Raw genomic sequence first — 14688 nt, forward strand, 5'->3', positions numbered from 1 at the left:
TTAAAATGATAAATTGCTCTTTTGTCAGACAGGTTCCTCCGACTTACAATATAGTCAGAGAAGGGAGTGAACCATTTGTATGGGATTGAATATTTGGGACAAGAGCTGCTAGAAGAAGCATGCCGCATGAGAGCATCTGATGTGCACATTGTTCCAAAAGAAAAGGAAGCGTCGGTATCTTTCCGCGTAGACTCAGATTTAATTCAGCAGCGAACCATTGATAAAAAAAGCGGCGAGCGGCTTATTGCTCATTTTAAATTTTTATCATCCATGGATATTGGGGAAAAAAGGAGGCCGCAAAATGGGTCACTAGCTGTGATGCTAAGAAGCGGCCAGGTGTTTATTCGAATGTCTACCCTACCAACTGTAAATGATGAGAGTTTAGTGATTAGAATATTGCCGCAGGATCATGTTCCGAAAATAAAACATCTGTCACTATTTCCGAAAGCCTCCACCAGGTTATTATCATTTTTGAATCATTCGCATGGGCTCATTTTATTTACCGGTCCAACCAATTCAGGGAAAACAACAACCCTTTATTCATTGATCCAGTTTGCAAAAAAGAATTTCAACCGAAATATTATTACACTTGAAGATCCTGTGGAAACGAGAAATGAAGAAGTGCTGCAGGTTCAAGTAAATGAAAAAGCCGGCATCACATATGCCGCAGGATTACGCGCTATTTTAAGACATGATCCAGATATGATTGTGCTAGGAGAAATAAGAGATGCTGAAACGGCCCGAACGGCAATTAGAGCAGCACTAACAGGCCATTTAGTGATGAGTACACTCCATGCGAAAAATGCAAAAGGAGCCCTTTATCGTATGCTTGAATTTGGTGTCACGATGAATGAACTCGAACAAACGATGGTGGCGATTGCTGCGCAGCGATTAATCGAGCTCACCTGTCCATTTTGCGGAGAAACATGCCAGCTTTACTGTAAATTAAATCGACCGGTCAGACGAACAAATGTATTTGAACTGCTGTTCGGAAAGGAGCTTGGTGAGTGTATCAAGGAGGCTAAAGGAGAATATGCTCACTCGTCATATGAAACACTGCAAAGATTAATTCGTAAAGGAGTGGCACTTGGCTATTTATCGAAAAACACCTATCATCGCTGGGTTTATGAAGAAGCAAGCCTCTAAAGTGTGGTCTAAAAAGGATCAAGCGGTATGTCTATCAAAACTTGCTCAATTGATTCAGGCTGGATATACATTGATTGAGGCATTAACGATGGTGAATATCCAGTTGTCGAATAAGCAGCAGCAACAATTGATACCAGGCATTCAGTGGCTGCTCGAAGGGGAGCCTTTTTATGTGGTGCTAGAAAGACTCCATTTTCAGCGGGAAGTCATTGCCATTTTAAGTTTCTCCGAAAAGCATGGAAGTCTAGCAAAAGCACTTGAACAAAGCGCACGGTTTTTAGAGAAAAAAATTAAACAGGTAGATACGTTTAAACGCATGTTACGTTACCCGATTTTCCTCATCTTTACGGTTTTGATCGTGCTCATACTCGTTCAGCAAATGATCATTCCTCAATTTTCTCTCTTGTACTCCTCGATGGATACCCGAATGTCATGGCTGATTCAAGGTATGTTTGGACTTTTTCAATTGCTGCATGTATCTCTCCTCCTCATCGGCTGTGTGTGTATTTGTCTGACTGGATACTATGTTTTCTTTTTTAGGAAAAAATCTACCCTTGAGAAGCTAAGGGTGATAAGCAGGTTTCCTTTTTTATATAAAGGAATGCGGCTGATGCATACGTATCTTTTCTCTCTACAGTTAAGCGGACTGCTTCAGGCTGGATTATCGATGTACGAGAGCTTGCTAGCTTTTAAGCAGCAAAGCTACTTACCCTTTCTTCAAGAAATATCAGAACAGATGATTGAAGAGTTAAGAAAAGGAGAGAGCATGGCACATCAAGTGAGCCTGTCTCCTTTTTTTGAAAAACATTTTGCAGCCGTCATCGAGCATGGTGAAGCGAGCGGGATGCTTGCAAGAGAAATGTACACGTACAGTCAATTTCTATTAGAGAATGCAGAGCTGAAAATTGAAAAATGGATGTCGTGGCTGCAGCCGGTTATCTATGGTCTGACGGCAATTCTTATACTCGTTGTGTATTTATCTATTCTTTTACCAATGTATCAACTGATGGAGCAAGTGTAAGGAGGAGGGCAAAGACATGAATGATAAAGGATTTACTCTGTTAGAAATGTTAATTGTCATGCTTGTGATTTCGATTCTTTTACTTATTACCATTCCGAATATTACTCGTCACCACCAAACGATTCAAGCAAAGGGCTGTGAAGGACTTAAATCAATGGTGAGCACTCAGGTGATGGCATATGAATTAGAGCACGATGGCAAGACACCTTCTTTAGCTGAATTAGAAAAAGAAGGCTATGTCAAAAAGGGATTAACGTGTCCTAATGGAAAAGCGGTTGTCATTCAAAACGGCCATGTGAAGCATGAATAAATTAATTTTTCATGAAAAGGGTTTTACCCTCATAGAACAGCTAATGACCTTACTGGTCCTATCGATTCTATTGTCGATCATAGGAATAAAAATCCCAAATTTAATAGAAGACGCTGAAGCCAAAAAACAAGTGAACATCATGAAACAAGATTTTCAATTGGCTGCTAATACTGCATTTGTCAAAAAAACACGTGTATATGTTGAATTCTATCCGCCACATGTATCGTATCAGGTAATCGATCAAAAGGATGGCGAAGTCATTGCTTCTTTTCAGCAACAAAAGGGAAGCATTAAGGCTTCTACATTTCCACAAGGTATCTATTTTAATGTAAACGGACATCCAAGCAGCGGCGGGTCTCTCATCATTCAATTTGGCAGTCAAACGTATAAGCTCACGATCTATTTAGGAAGCGGGCGAATCCATGTTCAAAAGCAATAGAGGGTTTAGTACGATTGAAGCGCTGTTTGCTTGTCATATCTTCCTATTTGCAGCCCTTGTGCTGATGCCGGCCTATGAAAAAATCATGATAGGGAAAAATGAAGTAAGAGCCAAACTTGAGGCTTACCAAATTTTGCATGAACAGATGAATGAATCGTTCATAGAGGGTACAAAATCTTCTGTCAAAAAGAAGCGAGGCGACATCACATATGTATTCAATTGGAGTAAAGAGAAGGGATGTGTATCATACAACTTACAAAAAAAGCAGACCATATGCTTTCACCAGGTTGCTGAACGGTGAACAAGGTTTTACCCTTGTCCAGGCTTTATGGCAATTGCAGCTATTTTTGTTCCTCTCTTTTGGCTGTGTACTGATCTTATCAACAGCTTCGAAAGCTCATCCTTTTGAAGAGATTAACCGATTTTCACAAATGGAGTGGAAACAGACTGTTCTGCAATTAGATGAGGAATTAAGCCGAGCAACGGCTGTTCGATCGGTGCAAGGAGGTAAAGCGTTAGAGTATGTGTCTGATCAAGGGCGAGTGGTAACGATTGAGCCCTATCAAGAGATGCTTCGGAAGCGAATGGATCAAGCAGGCCATCTCCCTTTATTGCAAAAAGTGAAAGAATTTCGCGTGAGAACAAATCAGCATAGAGCTATCCTTAAAGTCACAGATGAGTCTGGTAAGGTGTATGAAGCCGTTTTTTTCATATATAAAGGGGTGGTTACTGCATCGTGAAAAGGGAAGAAGGATTTATCTATCCGCATGTACTGGCTGCGATTCTATTTTTTCTCTTGATCCTAGGGGTGATGACGATGGGGTTTCAAAAAGAGCTGAGAAGTGCAGAGCTGACGATTTCGTTTTATAAAAAACAGCAGCTTTTCAGGGTGGGGGCGAGTGAAGCTGCCCGTACATTCCATCGTTTGTGTGAAAAGCAGCAAACCCCTATTGACACTGAAGAAGGCCGCGTGACATTAAAGAAGATAACATGCGATCAAAAGAAAAAGCGTATCCACATGTTAGTTAGTGTGAAAACAAAGGATGGTTTATCAGATAAGCGGGAACTCGTGCTGGATTGGAAGACCCGTGAAATCATGAAATGGGCAAATCCTGAATAGCCAGTGTATAAAATGATCCTCTTCCTGGTAACACTTGAAGAAAGAAGAGGTGATTGTGCTTGAAAACCAATGACTATGTAAAATATATGACACAGGAAATCATTAAATATATGAATACACCACGTGACGAACGGAAGGAACATAAACAAGAGAAAATGGAAACGAAACAGCCATTTTCACAGCGTTTATTTGGGGTTCTGCCGTTTGGGTTTTCAATGATGCTAAAAAAACGTAAGCGACATCGACAAAAGTAAAAAGCCGCCAGCAGGCGGTTTTTTTATGCACCTTTAGCTGTATTCTTCCACAACAATCACTTTATTGACTTTGTTTGAGTAAGGGTTATAAGAAATAGTGACAAATACCCCAAATTCTTTGGTGTGGTCTTTTAACGTAATATGATACTGTTTCACAGATTCCTTCTCACGATGTCGGTCCCATACTTTTTGTTTGAATAAGACTTGCGTTAGCGGATATCGTTTTTTTGCTTCTTTGACTGCCCGTATTTCCCATTGATCTGCGGCGGAAGTGAAACCTCTCGCATCCGCAGGATTGGCGTCTTGTAACATAGGACCCAACAGTAAACTGAGCATGATTATCATCTTTCCATATTTCACTTCACATCACCTCACCTGCTATTATTCTGACCAAATGCTGTACTTTTATGTAAATTTTTAAGAAGTACAAATGTCACACAAAAAAATATTGAATATGGCGAAAGAATGAGAAAATGGAAGAATTTTCTCGCAATAGTTCTTGTTTAAGAACAAAATGGACTAATTTGACGTTTTGGGTTTTATAGGTATTTCCTTATACTGTATGTAATCGTTCTTATTAGAGAACAATCGTTCAAGGAGTTGGAGAATGAATGAAACAGTCGCTCTTTGTACTCTTTTGTGCCATTTGTTTGATTTTCACGTCTCTCTTGATCTCAACAACGAACGCTTCTTTTAACGATGTTGAGCACTCAAACTTTGTCATGAAAACATGCGAAAATTTTGAACAGACTGACCAGAATTGTCAGCCTTCCAAATGGGATAGAAGTCATTTGGAACTCATTGATCAAACGATGATCAAAGGAACAGTCTGCGCGCCTCAAAAGCTGAGCATGACACTAAAAAATAGTGGACAACCTATTGCACACTCTGAATGGAAATGGGAATTACATAAAGTGGAAAGTGAGAAGAAGCCGTTACAAGATGGTCATATTCTTGAAAAAGGCTCTATACAGTCCCTTCTTTCTCAAGAAACAACGACTGTCACGACAGATAAAGCAAAAACGAATGGAATTTATGCGTTTAAAATCTTTTATCCTAAAGGTTTTGAAGGATCTGAAGATGCATTTATATGGTCTAAACATATGCAACTCGCAAAGTGTCAAGAAAATGCATCCTAAATGGAGCTGTCTTCTAAATGAAACAATGATAGGCGAAGGGGAGAAGAGGTCATGAAAAAATGGATGAAGATGTCTGGAAGTATTCTTTATGTAGTGGTGTTCACGGTGATGATTGCATGTATTATTGTCGTATTGTCATCAAGAACTACTGGGGGAGATCCTCAAATTTTCGGTTATCAATTCAAGCAAGTATTATCTGGCTCAATGGAACCAGAATTTTCGACTGGCTCACTCATTGTCGTAAAAGAAGTGACTTCACCGGAGTCACTTAAAAAAGGGGATATTATCACGTTTCAAACGAAGCAGGACAAGTCTTATGTGACTCACCGAATTGTTGGGATGAAAGGAAAGGGAGCAAATAAAGCCTTTGAGACGAAAGGTGACCACAATATGTATCAGGACGGTACGCTAGTAAAAGCGGATCAGGTGACTGCGCAGTATACGGGTGTGAACATTCCTTATGCAGGAACGCTTCTTTCGTATGCAGGGACTTCGGCTGGAACCGCGTTGCTGCTCATTATACCAGGTGTGATGCTGCTCGTTTATTCGACTCTTCATTTTGTAGGCGTTGCAAAACACCGAAGACACACGGCTGATTTACAGATGTCAGAGGAACAAGCTTAAATTTTCGTTTGAAACCTAATTAGGTTTCAATAAAACAATTTATTAGGGGGTTCATTCATGGCAAAGAAAAGATCAATTCGTTTAGGTGTATTATCAGGGGCTTTAGGCCTGGCATTAATCGGTGGGGGGACATGGGCGGCGTTTAACGATGTAGAAACGGCAAATGCGGTCTACTCGACAGGAGAGCTGGATTTATCTGCAAAAGAGAACTCCGGCGCCATCAACCTTTCGAACTTAAAACCTGGTGACCGCATCAAGAAAGAATTTAATTTTGAAAATAAAGGATCACTTGCGATCAATCAAGTGCTGATGAGTCTTGATTACAGCCAGTTTCAAGACGGATCTTCCGCGAAAAATGGCGGTAAGAATACAGCTGAAGAATTTCTTGGCCAGTTTCAGGTGAGTGTTCTGACGGTTGGAGCCGAAGGTGGAAATGGTTATCCGAAAAATATTATCTTAGACGCTGCAAACCTGCTTGACTTGCATCAACTAACGGTAAAACAGGATCAGACCGCATTTGAAAAGCTTCGTCATGCCGTTGATGAGAAGTTTTTACATGAAAGTGGGAAGATTAATGTAGCAACTGTTGATGGAACAGTGGCTCCAGAGTATGACGGCATACCAAAGAACCCGTTTGATTACGATAAAATGGAAATGATCATTGAATTTGTCAATGACCAGACGAAGGATAAAGCTGGTCACTATATCCAAAATAAATACCAAGGCGATGCGATTCAAATTGATCTTTCCTTCGAAGCGACTCAGTGGAATGGTTTAACGATCAATCCCAAAAAGCATACGGATGAAAAAGGCTACGTGAAAGAAAACGAAAAAGCACACAGCGAAGATAAAAAATAAAGCCAGTCTTTAGACTGATATCAAGTTCTGCATAGCAATTGGAGGAGTATGCGCTAAAATGTGCGCTTTACTCCTCTCTTTGCTTTTTTTTCCAGATTTGATAATCTAAAAATTCACGAAATTGCTTCTTCGAAACCCCTGATGTCATTGCATCTCGAACTAGTTTTTCCCATTCACTATCTAATTGACCATCGTATTCGGTTTCATCTTTTTCGTGTAACAGTGTATGAACCGAGACGTCCAGAACAGCGGAGACTTTTTCAAGAAATTGAATGGAGGGGTTTGTTTGCAAGTTTCTTTCTATTGAGCTTAAATAAGACTTCGCTACCCCAGCCTTTTCGGCCAGTTCTGATAGTGAGTAGCCTTTTTCATTGCGGTATTGTTTAATACGCTGGCCAATCAATGTCATCACCTTCCTTTCGATATTATAGCACATTCAGAAAGGTTTGATAGAATGACTTCTTACCAGAGGGTGAGACTCAGAGGACTTTTCACTTGATTTGAGGAATTGACGGACTTCTTCAACTGTTAGCCCTGCTTTACGAGCTTCAAGTAATAATTGAACCCATTCACTGTCTAATATGTTCGTTTTCTTTTCCATACAAATACCCTCCTAAAATACTGAATCATGTATTTCAGGCACTTAACGCATGAAATGGAAAGACATAGGTGGTAAGACCTCATAGTTTGCTTGCGTCATTTTTCCGCCCAATACAAACAGACAAACGTTGCTTTTGGCTGATCGAAAATTGTACGTCACATGAAAGGAAGGGGACCTATGGGTCAACCTCCTCTTTTGTGCTGTAAGTAAAAAAGTCCGCCATTTTCAATCGTTAGACTGATTTTTGGTTCATATAAAGTTTTGAGTGCTTGTCTTTCTATTTCATATTCTACAGACGTGTCTGAAGTCCCTTCATAAAATTGGTTTAAAAGTTCAGTGTCTTCTTTCCATTTTTGAACAGCTCTCACCGCCCAATCGTCTGGTTCATCATGGGCGTAACGCTCCATTAGACTGTAGAGCCGTTTGACTCCGCTTTCTGGCTTGATCATTGTACTCATCGTAAAGCAATAATCGGGAATTTGAGATGACAGCTCACGGGTTTCCAGCTTTTCTTGAAATTGTTCAACGACTTCTCCGCGTATTAGATGAAGTCCTAGTGATAAAAGCTTATCCTTCTTTCGATCTGCGAGATAAGAAATTTTCACATTGAGACCAAGCCAAGGCTCGAGTGCGATCTGGTTGTTCGTGAGCGGAGTGACTCGTTCATAGAGACGGATAAATCGGCCCTGCTGTTTGACAGCTTCAAAAATTTGAAATAAACGAGGGGAGCCGAAGTGGATAAATTCACCCTCAATGGTATCCTCCACTCTTTTTTGATCGGTGATGAGGGTCAATTGCCGCGGCTCCGGAACACCACCAGTTTTTTCAAGCCAGTGCCAATAAAAAGGGCGGTTCATAATCAATTTATCCATATCGATGGTCAGTTGTACGGTCATATGTCCTGCACTTTCTTCTAGTATGTCGCATTGATTTGCCTGAAAGAAACGGAGAAGAAAGGTATGTATGTCACGCTGCTTCATTGATCAACTCTCCTTTATGAGCCTTGCTGTCTTTTTTCTAAAAGCGGTGTTTTTGCTTGTGTTAAATAAGAAGCAAACTGAGTTAATTTCTTTTTCATGTCACCGTCTGATTCGTGCTGAAAGAGAATCTGATGCAGTTGGGTTTCGGCATCTTTGATATCGATTCGCGTTAAAATATCATCTAGATCGCCAATGACGTTTTCAAACAGCTGAATTTTTTCATATAAAAGCTTTAAGATGTGTTCCTCAACGGTACCGTTTGTGGACATATTGTAAATGTGGACATCTCGCTGTTGTCCAAGGCGGTGGATACGTCCAATCCGCTGTTCTAAACGCATCGGGTTCCACGGAAGATCGTAGTTGATGATTTGGTTACAAAACTGAAGGTTGATTCCTTCGCCGCCGGCTTCTGTCGCAATTAACACTTGTGCCCGTTCTCTAAATAAATCTTTCATCCAATCCTTTTTGCCCCGCTTAAAGCCGCCCCGAAAAGGAACGGAGCTGATGCCATTTTGCTGAAGAAACCATTGTAAATAAATTTGTGTCGCGCGGTATTCGGTGAAAATAATGACCTTTTCATTTAACTGCTGAATAAGCTTGACGACTTCAAGCGCCTTTGTGTTTTGCTGCACTTGATTGATTTTCTCCATAATTTGCGCTATAGCAGAGGAACCAAGGAGATGTTTTTCATCTTCCTGCATCTTTTTAATTGTCATATAGACCGCCTCGCGGCTTGAACAGCATTCTCGTTCCAAGGTCATGATGGAAAACATGTGTTTAGTATAAGACGGGTTCTCTTTCAGCTTGCAGATTTCATCATATAATGCTTGTTCCGTCGAAGAGAAATCAATGGAAATCGTTTTGACATGCCGTTTTGTCCACTCGATGCCCGTGTCTTGCCTTCGGTTACGAATCATCACTTTATTCACAAGCTGTTTTAAACGGTCATGGTCTTCTAACTGTAAATCCTTTTTGGCAAAGACATCTTTAAACTGATGTTCATTCCCTAGGTGACCTGGCTTCAGAAGGGAGACAAGATTAAATATTTCTCCGATACGGTTTTGGATAGGCGTCGCTGTCAGCAACAAGCAGAATTTCTTATTTAGATTTCTCACAAATTCATAGTTTTTCGTTTTATTGTTTTTCAGTTTATGTGCTTCATCAATAATGACCATATCATAGGCAATTGATAAAATGGTGTCTCGATGCGGCTGTCTTTTGGCTGTATCAATGGAGGAAACCACGACGTCACACTGCTCCCATACATAGCTCTTTTTTTGTTCGACAGCATCAATATAAAATTTCGTCCGCAGCTCCTGTACCCATTGAGATACAAGGGAGGCGGGGACGAGTATGAGAATTTTTTTGGCAAGTCCACGAATCATGTATTCTTTGATAATAAGTCCTGCTTCTACGGTTTTTCCAAGTCCCACTTCATCTGCTAAAATGGCTTTTCCGTTCATCTCTTCTACGACTCTTCTGGCTACTTCTAGCTGATGTTTTAAAGGCGTGAATGCAGGCAGATGGGCAGGAGCTTGCAGTCCTTCAAATGAATCAATGGCTGTGACTTTTTGGACCTGCGTCGCTAAACGGTACATTTCCCAGTTCGCCCAGGGGCCGTCTGCTGCAAGCCGCTGCTGAAATTCACTTGCCCAATCCTGATCAAAAATCGTTTGAATATTCAATGTGGTCGCCTGCCTTTCTAGTAGGTTGAGGATAAAATTGTTCTGTATTTAAACGCTTCATTTTTTAAGAGGTCTTGAAAAGACTAGATATTTGAATAAAAGCGAACGATAATGAATGGTTGTTTAAAAAATGTTAATGATTTTTCTGTTGCTCTTCATCCGTTTCTAATGGTAGGATGTTGGTAAGTGATCTAGCAAATAAGTCACCCATTTTGATAGTATGTCCAATAAATGTGAAGAATATGAGCGGATGATGGTATGGGGAGAGACTTGGCGGTTATTTAGCACTGGCAGGCGCCGAAGGAGCAAGCTGAATTGTTTCAGTGAATCTCTCAGGCAAAAGTACTCTTACCGGACGCAACTCTGGAGAGTGTTTGCTCATCGTTTTTAGCAAACCACCAAAGGGGAAAACGCACAATGATGTTGTGCTGTAAACTTTCAGGTGCAAGGACAGAGACTTCTTTTTGATAAAAGGGAGCGCTTTCTGTCCTTTTTTGCTGTGATTTTTTTCTGAAAATTCAGCTTGTGATCTGCACTGAAAGAAAAAAGGGGGAAACGATTGATGTTGAAACGAACACCGCTTTTTCATGCGTATGAAACGTTTGGCGCAAAAACCATTGACTTCGGGGGCTGGGAATTACCTGTCCAATTTTCTTCCATTAAAGAAGAGCACGAAGCTGTTCGAACAAAGGCAGGGCTTTTTGATGTGTCTCACATGGGTGAGGTGGAAATCAAAGGTCAAGATGCCCTTCCTTTTTTACAAAGGTTATTAACCAATGATGTGTCTAAGCTGACAGACGGTAAGGCACTATATACAGCCATGTGCTATGAAGATGGCGGGACAGTGGATGATCTGCTCGTCTACCAAAAAGAAAAGAACGATTATTTGCTTGTCATAAATGCATCAAATATCGAAAAAGATGTGGAGTGGCTGCTTCAGCATCAAGATAAGGACGACGTATTGATCCAAAATGTCTCGGATCAAATCGCCTTGCTAGCCCTTCAAGGACCTCTTGCCGCTGACATAATGAAAGATGTGGCGGATGAAGAAGTGACATCGCTCAAGCCATTTACATTTTTATCAAGAGCTGAAGTTGCTCAAAAAGAGGTGCTTGTTTCAAGAACTGGCTACACAGGAGAAGACGGCTTTGAAATCTATTGCCAGTCAGAAGATGCGGTCCACATTTGGTCGGCTTTAATAAAAGCAGGCGCACCAAAAGGATTAATACCGTGCGGGCTCGGTGCACGTGACACCTTGAGATTTGAAGCAAGACTTCCGCTTTATGGGCAGGAGCTGACAAAGGATATCTCTCCATTAGAAGGCGGGATTGGCTTTGCTGTCAAAACGGATAAAGAAGCCAATTTTATTGGCAAAGAAGCGCTCAAGAAGCAAAAAGAAGAGGGGCCGAAGCGAAAGCTTGTCGGCATTGAAATGATAGATAAAGGGATTCCGCGCACAGACTATCCGGTCTTTTCAGGAGAAAAGCAGATTGGGGTAGTCACAACGGGCACACAGTCCCCAACATTAAAGAAAAATGTCGGGCTTGCTTTAATTGAATCTTCTCAGGCGCAGTTTGGAACAGAGATAGAAGTACAAGTTCGCAAAAAACGTCTAAAAGCGAAAATCGTCGCAACACCATTTTATAAAAGAGCCAAATAACGAGGGGGAATAGAGGATGAAGCATAGGTATTTGCCGCAAACCGAGCAAGATCAAAAAGAAATGCTGGATGTCATCGGCGTTCAGTCGATTGATGAGCTTTTTTCAGATATCCCAGAAAAAGTGAGATTTAAAGGAGCATACAACATTAAAGCAGCCGCATCTGAAACAGAGCTTGTAAGGGAATTATCCCGATTAGCTGCAAAGAATAAAGATACGGTTTCCTATGCATCGTTTCTTGGTGCCGGTGTATATGATCATTACCAGCCTGTCATTGTGGATCATGTCATCTCACGTTCTGAATTTTATACAGCATACACACCTTATCAGCCGGAGATTTCGCAAGGTGAACTACAAGCCATTTTTGAATTTCAAACAATGATTGCTGAGCTGACAGGTATGGATCTTGCTAACTCCTCGATGTATGATGGCGGGACAGCATTAGCTGAAGCGGCAATGCTAGCTGCTGGACATACAAAAAAGAAAAAAGTGGTTGTTTCTGAAACGGTTCACCCTGAAGCAAGAGCCGTGCTAAAAACATACGCCAAAGGACAGCACATCGAAGTTGTTGAAGTGCCTGCGAAAAAAGGGCAGACGGACCTAGCAGCATTAGAAAAGGCTATCTGCGAAGATACAGCAGCAGTTCTTGTGCAATATCCAAACTTTTTTGGTGTCGTCGAACCGTTAAAAGATATTGAACCTATTGCGCATAAAGGAAAAAGTCTGTTCGTTGTCTCTAGTAATCCACTTGCACTTGGGTTACTGACGCCGCCAGGAAAACTTGGAGCAGACATTGTCGTTGGTGATGCACAGCCGTTTGGTATTCCAGCAGCGTTTGGCGGGCCGCATTGCGGATATTTTGCTGTGACGAAAAAGTTGATGCGAAAAGTGCCAGGTCGTTTAGTCGGGCAGACAGAAGACGAAAATGGTGTTCGTGGGTTTGTACTAACCCTTCAAGCGCGTGAGCAGCATATTCGGAGAGATAAAGCGACGTCCAATATTTGTTCGAATCAGGCATTAAATGCATTAGCCGCTTCCGTTGCCATGACAGCACTCGGAAAAACAGGCATCAAAGACATCGCGTATCAAAACGTACAAAAAGCCCACTATGCGAAGACACAGGCAAAAGCATATGGACTGCTTGCTGATGTAGAAGGGGCCCATTTCAATGAATTTGTCATCAAATTACAAGAACCTGTGAAAGAAGCCAATAAACGATTGCTTGAAAAAGGAATCATCGGCGGCTATGACTTAGGGAGAGACTACTCAGAGCTTCAACATCACATGCTTGTCGCCGTGACAGAGCTAAGAACGAAAGAAGAAATTGATACGTTCATGAAGGAATTGGGGGATCGCCATGAATAAACAAGATCAGCCGCTTATTTTTGAATTATCCAAAGAAGGAAGAATTGGTTATAGCCTGCCTGATTTAGATGTACCTGAACAGGAGATCCTGGCCCTATTTGATGAGGCGTACATCCGTCATGAGGATGCTGAGCTTCCTGAAGTATCTGAGCTTGATATCATGCGTCATTATACAGCATTATCAAGACGCAATCATGGGGTCGATTCCGGATTTTATCCTCTTGGCTCTTGTACGATGAAATATAATCCAAAGATTAATGAAAAGGTTGCACGCCTTGCAGGCTTCGCGCAAGTCCATCCACTACAAGAGGCAGACACTGTGCAGGGAGCATTAGAATTGCTGTATGACCTAGGTGATCATCTTGAAGAAATTACGGGGATGGATGCTGTGACATTACAACCTGCGGCAGGAGCACACGGAGAATGGACAGGACTCATGATGATCCGTGCGTACCATGAAGCAAGAGGAGATCTTAAGCGAACAAAAGTCATTGTGCCGGATTCTGCCCATGGAACGAACCCAGCATCTGCGACAGTGGCTGGATTTGAAACCATTACCGTCGCATCTGATGAGAATGGGCTTGTTGATTTAGAGGATCTGCGCCGTGTTGTCAATGAAGAAACTGCGGCTTTAATGCTGACGAATCCGAATACACTCGGCCTATTCGAAGAAAATATTTTAGAAATGGCTGAAGTCGTTCACGGAGCTGGTGGCAAACTTTATTATGACGGAGCCAACTTGAATGCCGTTTTGAGCAGAGCAAGACCGGGGGATATGGGCTTTGACGTTGTTCACTTAAATCTTCATAAAACCTTTACAGGTCCACATGGAGGCGGAGGCCCTGGTTCAGGTCCTGTAGGCGTAAAAAAAGATTTGATCCCGTACTTGCCAAAGCCGGTGCTTGTGAAGAAAGAAGGCCGCTTTTACTTCGATGATGATCGACCAGAATCAATTGGCCGTGTGAAGCCGTTCTATGGTAACTTCGGCATTAACGTCAGAGCATATGCGTATATTCGCTCTATGGGTCCAGACGGCTTAAAGGCTGTAACTGATAATGCCGTGTTAAATGCGAACTATATGATGCGCCGCTTAAGTACTCATTTCGATTTGCCATTTGACCGTCACTGTAAGCATGAATTTGTCCTTTCAGGTAAACGTCAGAAAAAATTAGGTGTGCGTACACTGGATATTGCCAAACGATTACTTGATTTTGGCTATCATCCGCCAACGATCTACTTCCCGCTCAATGTAGAGGAATGTATCATGATTGAACCAACTGAAACAGAATCAAAAGAAACTCTTGATGCCTTCATCGAAGCGATGATTCAGATTGCCAAAGAAGCAGAAGAGAATCCAGAAGTGGTACAGGAAGCGCCGCATACGACGGTTGTCAAACGAATGGACGAAACAAAGGCCGCGCGAAATCCAGTTCTCGTTTTTGAAAGATAAAGAAAAAAGACTCAGGGGGATCATGCTCCCAGAGTCTT

At 41.6% G+C, this 14688-nt stretch carries 19 protein-coding genes and 2 riboswitches; of the genes, 14 read left to right on the forward strand and 5 right to left on the reverse strand.

The annotated features are described in order from the left end of the window. Positions 1–75 precede the first annotated feature (75 nt). Genes comGA through MHI11_RS07425 form a run of 8 tightly spaced genes read left to right on the forward strand, consistent with a single transcriptional unit; the run spans position 76 to position 4290 of the window. The gene (gene comGA, locus MHI11_RS07390; protein ID WP_044140966.1) at positions 76–1146 is read left to right on the forward strand and encodes a competence type IV pilus ATPase ComGA; all 1071 of its coding nucleotides are present in this window, start codon (positions 76–78) and stop codon (positions 1144–1146) included. Continuing rightward, the gene (comGB, locus tag MHI11_RS07395; RefSeq protein WP_235355588.1) at positions 1088–2167 is read left to right on the forward strand and encodes a competence type IV pilus assembly protein ComGB; all 1080 of its coding nucleotides are present in this window, start codon (positions 1088–1090) and stop codon (positions 2165–2167) included. The genes comGA and comGB overlap by 59 nt, the downstream gene beginning before the upstream one ends. Before the next feature lie 16 nt (positions 2168–2183). After that, the gene (comGC, locus tag MHI11_RS07400) at positions 2184–2477 is read left to right on the forward strand and encodes a competence type IV pilus major pilin ComGC (protein WP_340960774.1); all 294 of its coding nucleotides are present in this window, start codon (positions 2184–2186) and stop codon (positions 2475–2477) included. Beyond that, positions 2470–2916 carry a competence type IV pilus minor pilin ComGD gene (gene comGD / locus MHI11_RS07405; protein ID WP_111911051.1) on the forward strand — a complete coding sequence of 149 codons (447 nt, stop codon included), beginning with the start codon at positions 2470–2472 and terminating at the stop codon, positions 2914–2916. Before comGC ends, comGD begins: the two co-directional genes overlap by 8 nt. Continuing rightward, the gene (comGE, locus tag MHI11_RS07410; protein WP_044140968.1) at positions 2900–3217 is read left to right on the forward strand and encodes a competence type IV pilus minor pilin ComGE; all 318 of its coding nucleotides are present in this window, start codon (positions 2900–2902) and stop codon (positions 3215–3217) included. The genes comGD and comGE overlap by 17 nt, the downstream gene beginning before the upstream one ends. Next, complete coding sequence (gene comGF, locus MHI11_RS07415) at positions 3126–3656, forward strand: competence type IV pilus minor pilin ComGF (RefSeq protein WP_340960775.1); 531 nt, start codon at positions 3126–3128, stop codon at positions 3654–3656. The genes comGE and comGF overlap by 92 nt, the downstream gene beginning before the upstream one ends. Further along, positions 3653–4036 carry a competence type IV pilus minor pilin ComGG gene (locus MHI11_RS07420; RefSeq protein ID WP_340960777.1) on the forward strand — a complete coding sequence of 128 codons (384 nt, stop codon included), beginning with the start codon at positions 3653–3655 and terminating at the stop codon, positions 4034–4036. The genes comGF and MHI11_RS07420 overlap by 4 nt, the downstream gene beginning before the upstream one ends. A gap of 59 nt (positions 4037–4095) precedes the next feature. Continuing rightward, a complete protein-coding gene (locus MHI11_RS07425) occupies positions 4096–4290 on the forward strand; it encodes a YqzE family protein (protein ID WP_111911043.1) in 195 nt (64 codons plus the stop codon). A gap of 33 nt (positions 4291–4323) precedes the next feature. Here MHI11_RS07425 and MHI11_RS07430 read toward each other — a convergent pair whose 3' ends face one another. After that, positions 4324–4602: a DUF3889 domain-containing protein gene (locus tag MHI11_RS07430; protein ID WP_065098439.1), complete on the reverse strand. Its 279-nt coding sequence runs from the start codon at positions 4600–4602 to the stop codon at positions 4324–4326. Positions 4603–4901: 299 nt separating this feature from the next. Here MHI11_RS07430 and tapA point away from each other — a divergent pair, with 299 nt between their 5' ends. Genes tapA through tasA form a run of 3 tightly spaced genes read left to right on the forward strand, consistent with a single transcriptional unit; the run spans position 4902 to position 6911 of the window. Continuing rightward, positions 4902–5429, forward strand: a complete 528-nt coding sequence (gene tapA / locus MHI11_RS07435; protein ID WP_340960779.1) for an amyloid fiber anchoring/assembly protein TapA — start codon at positions 4902–4904, stop codon at positions 5427–5429. 51 nt (positions 5430–5480) lie between these two features. After that, positions 5481–6053, forward strand: a complete 573-nt coding sequence (gene sipW / locus MHI11_RS07440; protein WP_340960780.1) for a signal peptidase I SipW — start codon at positions 5481–5483, stop codon at positions 6051–6053. A 57-nt stretch (positions 6054–6110) separates the two neighbouring features. After that, positions 6111–6911, forward strand: a complete 801-nt coding sequence (tasA, locus tag MHI11_RS07445; RefSeq protein WP_106065582.1) for a biofilm matrix protein TasA — start codon at positions 6111–6113, stop codon at positions 6909–6911. 67 nt (positions 6912–6978) lie between these two features. Here the strand turns inward: tasA and sinR are convergent, their stop codons facing one another. The 4 genes from sinR to MHI11_RS07465 all read right to left on the reverse strand — a co-directional run bounded on the left by sinR (position 6979) and on the right by MHI11_RS07465 (position 10177). Further along, complete coding sequence (gene sinR / locus MHI11_RS07450) at positions 6979–7314, reverse strand: transcriptional regulator SinR (RefSeq protein WP_106065581.1); 336 nt, start codon at positions 7312–7314, stop codon at positions 6979–6981. A 33-nt stretch (positions 7315–7347) separates the two neighbouring features. Then, a complete protein-coding gene (locus tag MHI11_RS07455; RefSeq protein WP_003217357.1) occupies positions 7348–7512 on the reverse strand; it encodes an anti-repressor SinI family protein in 165 nt (54 codons plus the stop codon). A 182-nt stretch (positions 7513–7694) separates the two neighbouring features. After that, positions 7695–8492 carry a YqhG family protein gene (locus MHI11_RS07460; RefSeq protein ID WP_044140979.1) on the reverse strand — a complete coding sequence of 266 codons (798 nt, stop codon included), beginning with the start codon at positions 8490–8492 and terminating at the stop codon, positions 7695–7697. 14 nt (positions 8493–8506) lie between these two features. Then, positions 8507–10177 (reverse strand): DEAD/DEAH box helicase, encoded by a 1671-nt coding sequence (locus tag MHI11_RS07465; RefSeq protein ID WP_044140980.1) that lies wholly within the window; start codon positions 10175–10177, stop codon positions 8507–8509. A 250-nt stretch (positions 10178–10427) separates the two neighbouring features. Continuing rightward, positions 10428–10535, forward strand: a riboswitch (glycine riboswitch). Positions 10536–10538: 3 nt separating this feature from the next. Then, positions 10539–10633: riboswitch (glycine riboswitch) on the forward strand. Between the two features lie 106 nt (positions 10634–10739). On the opposite strand from MHI11_RS07465, the gene gcvT reads away from it, so the two are divergent. Genes gcvT through gcvPB form a run of 3 tightly spaced genes read left to right on the forward strand, consistent with a single transcriptional unit; the run spans position 10740 to position 14650 of the window. Beyond that, the gene (gene gcvT / locus MHI11_RS07470; protein ID WP_044140981.1) at positions 10740–11837 is read left to right on the forward strand and encodes a glycine cleavage system aminomethyltransferase GcvT; all 1098 of its coding nucleotides are present in this window, start codon (positions 10740–10742) and stop codon (positions 11835–11837) included. A 16-nt stretch (positions 11838–11853) separates the two neighbouring features. Further along, entirely contained in the window at positions 11854–13200 is a 1347-nt protein-coding gene (gene gcvPA / locus MHI11_RS07475; RefSeq protein WP_340960782.1) for an aminomethyl-transferring glycine dehydrogenase subunit GcvPA, read from the forward strand. Beyond that, positions 13193–14650, forward strand: coding sequence for an aminomethyl-transferring glycine dehydrogenase subunit GcvPB (gene gcvPB / locus MHI11_RS07480; RefSeq protein ID WP_340960784.1), 1458 nt, complete (start codon positions 13193–13195; stop codon positions 14648–14650). Before gcvPA ends, gcvPB begins: the two co-directional genes overlap by 8 nt. The last annotated feature ends 38 nt before the right edge of the window (positions 14651–14688 follow it).

Source organism: Bacillus sp. FSL K6-3312 (genome assembly GCF_038007485.1).
Classification (GTDB): domain Bacteria; phylum Bacillota; class Bacilli; order Bacillales; family Bacillaceae; genus Bacillus; species Bacillus pumilus.

Excerpts from the sequence above, each read along its gene's own strand:
- comGC (WP_340960774.1), top strand. The coding sequence starts at position 2,184 with ATGAATGATAAAGGATTTACTCTGTTAGAAATGTTAATTGTCATGCTT.
- comGD (WP_111911051.1), top strand. The coding sequence starts at position 2,470 with ATGAATAAATTAATTTTTCATGAAAAGGGTTTTACCCTCATAGAACAG.
- comGE (WP_044140968.1), top strand. The coding sequence starts at position 2,900 with ATGTTCAAAAGCAATAGAGGGTTTAGTACGATTGAAGCGCTGTTTGCT.
- comGF (WP_340960775.1), top strand. The coding sequence starts at position 3,126 with ATGTATTCAATTGGAGTAAAGAGAAGGGATGTGTATCATACAACTTAC.
- MHI11_RS07430 (WP_065098439.1), bottom strand. The coding sequence starts at position 4,602 with ATGTTACAAGACGCCAATCCTGCGGATGCGAGAGGTTTCACTTCCGCC.
- tapA (WP_340960779.1), top strand. The coding sequence starts at position 4,902 with ATGAAACAGTCGCTCTTTGTACTCTTTTGTGCCATTTGTTTGATTTTC.
- sipW (WP_340960780.1), top strand. The coding sequence starts at position 5,481 with ATGAAAAAATGGATGAAGATGTCTGGAAGTATTCTTTATGTAGTGGTG.
- tasA (WP_106065582.1), top strand. The coding sequence starts at position 6,111 with ATGGCAAAGAAAAGATCAATTCGTTTAGGTGTATTATCAGGGGCTTTA.
- MHI11_RS07455 (WP_003217357.1), bottom strand. The coding sequence starts at position 7,512 with ATGGAAAAGAAAACGAACATATTAGACAGTGAATGGGTTCAATTATTA.
- MHI11_RS07460 (WP_044140979.1), bottom strand. The coding sequence starts at position 8,492 with ATGAAGCAGCGTGACATACATACCTTTCTTCTCCGTTTCTTTCAGGCA.
- gcvT (WP_044140981.1), top strand. The coding sequence starts at position 10,740 with ATGTTGAAACGAACACCGCTTTTTCATGCGTATGAAACGTTTGGCGCA.
- gcvPA (WP_340960782.1), top strand. The coding sequence starts at position 11,854 with ATGAAGCATAGGTATTTGCCGCAAACCGAGCAAGATCAAAAAGAAATG.
- gcvPB (WP_340960784.1), top strand. The coding sequence starts at position 13,193 with ATGAATAAACAAGATCAGCCGCTTATTTTTGAATTATCCAAAGAAGGA.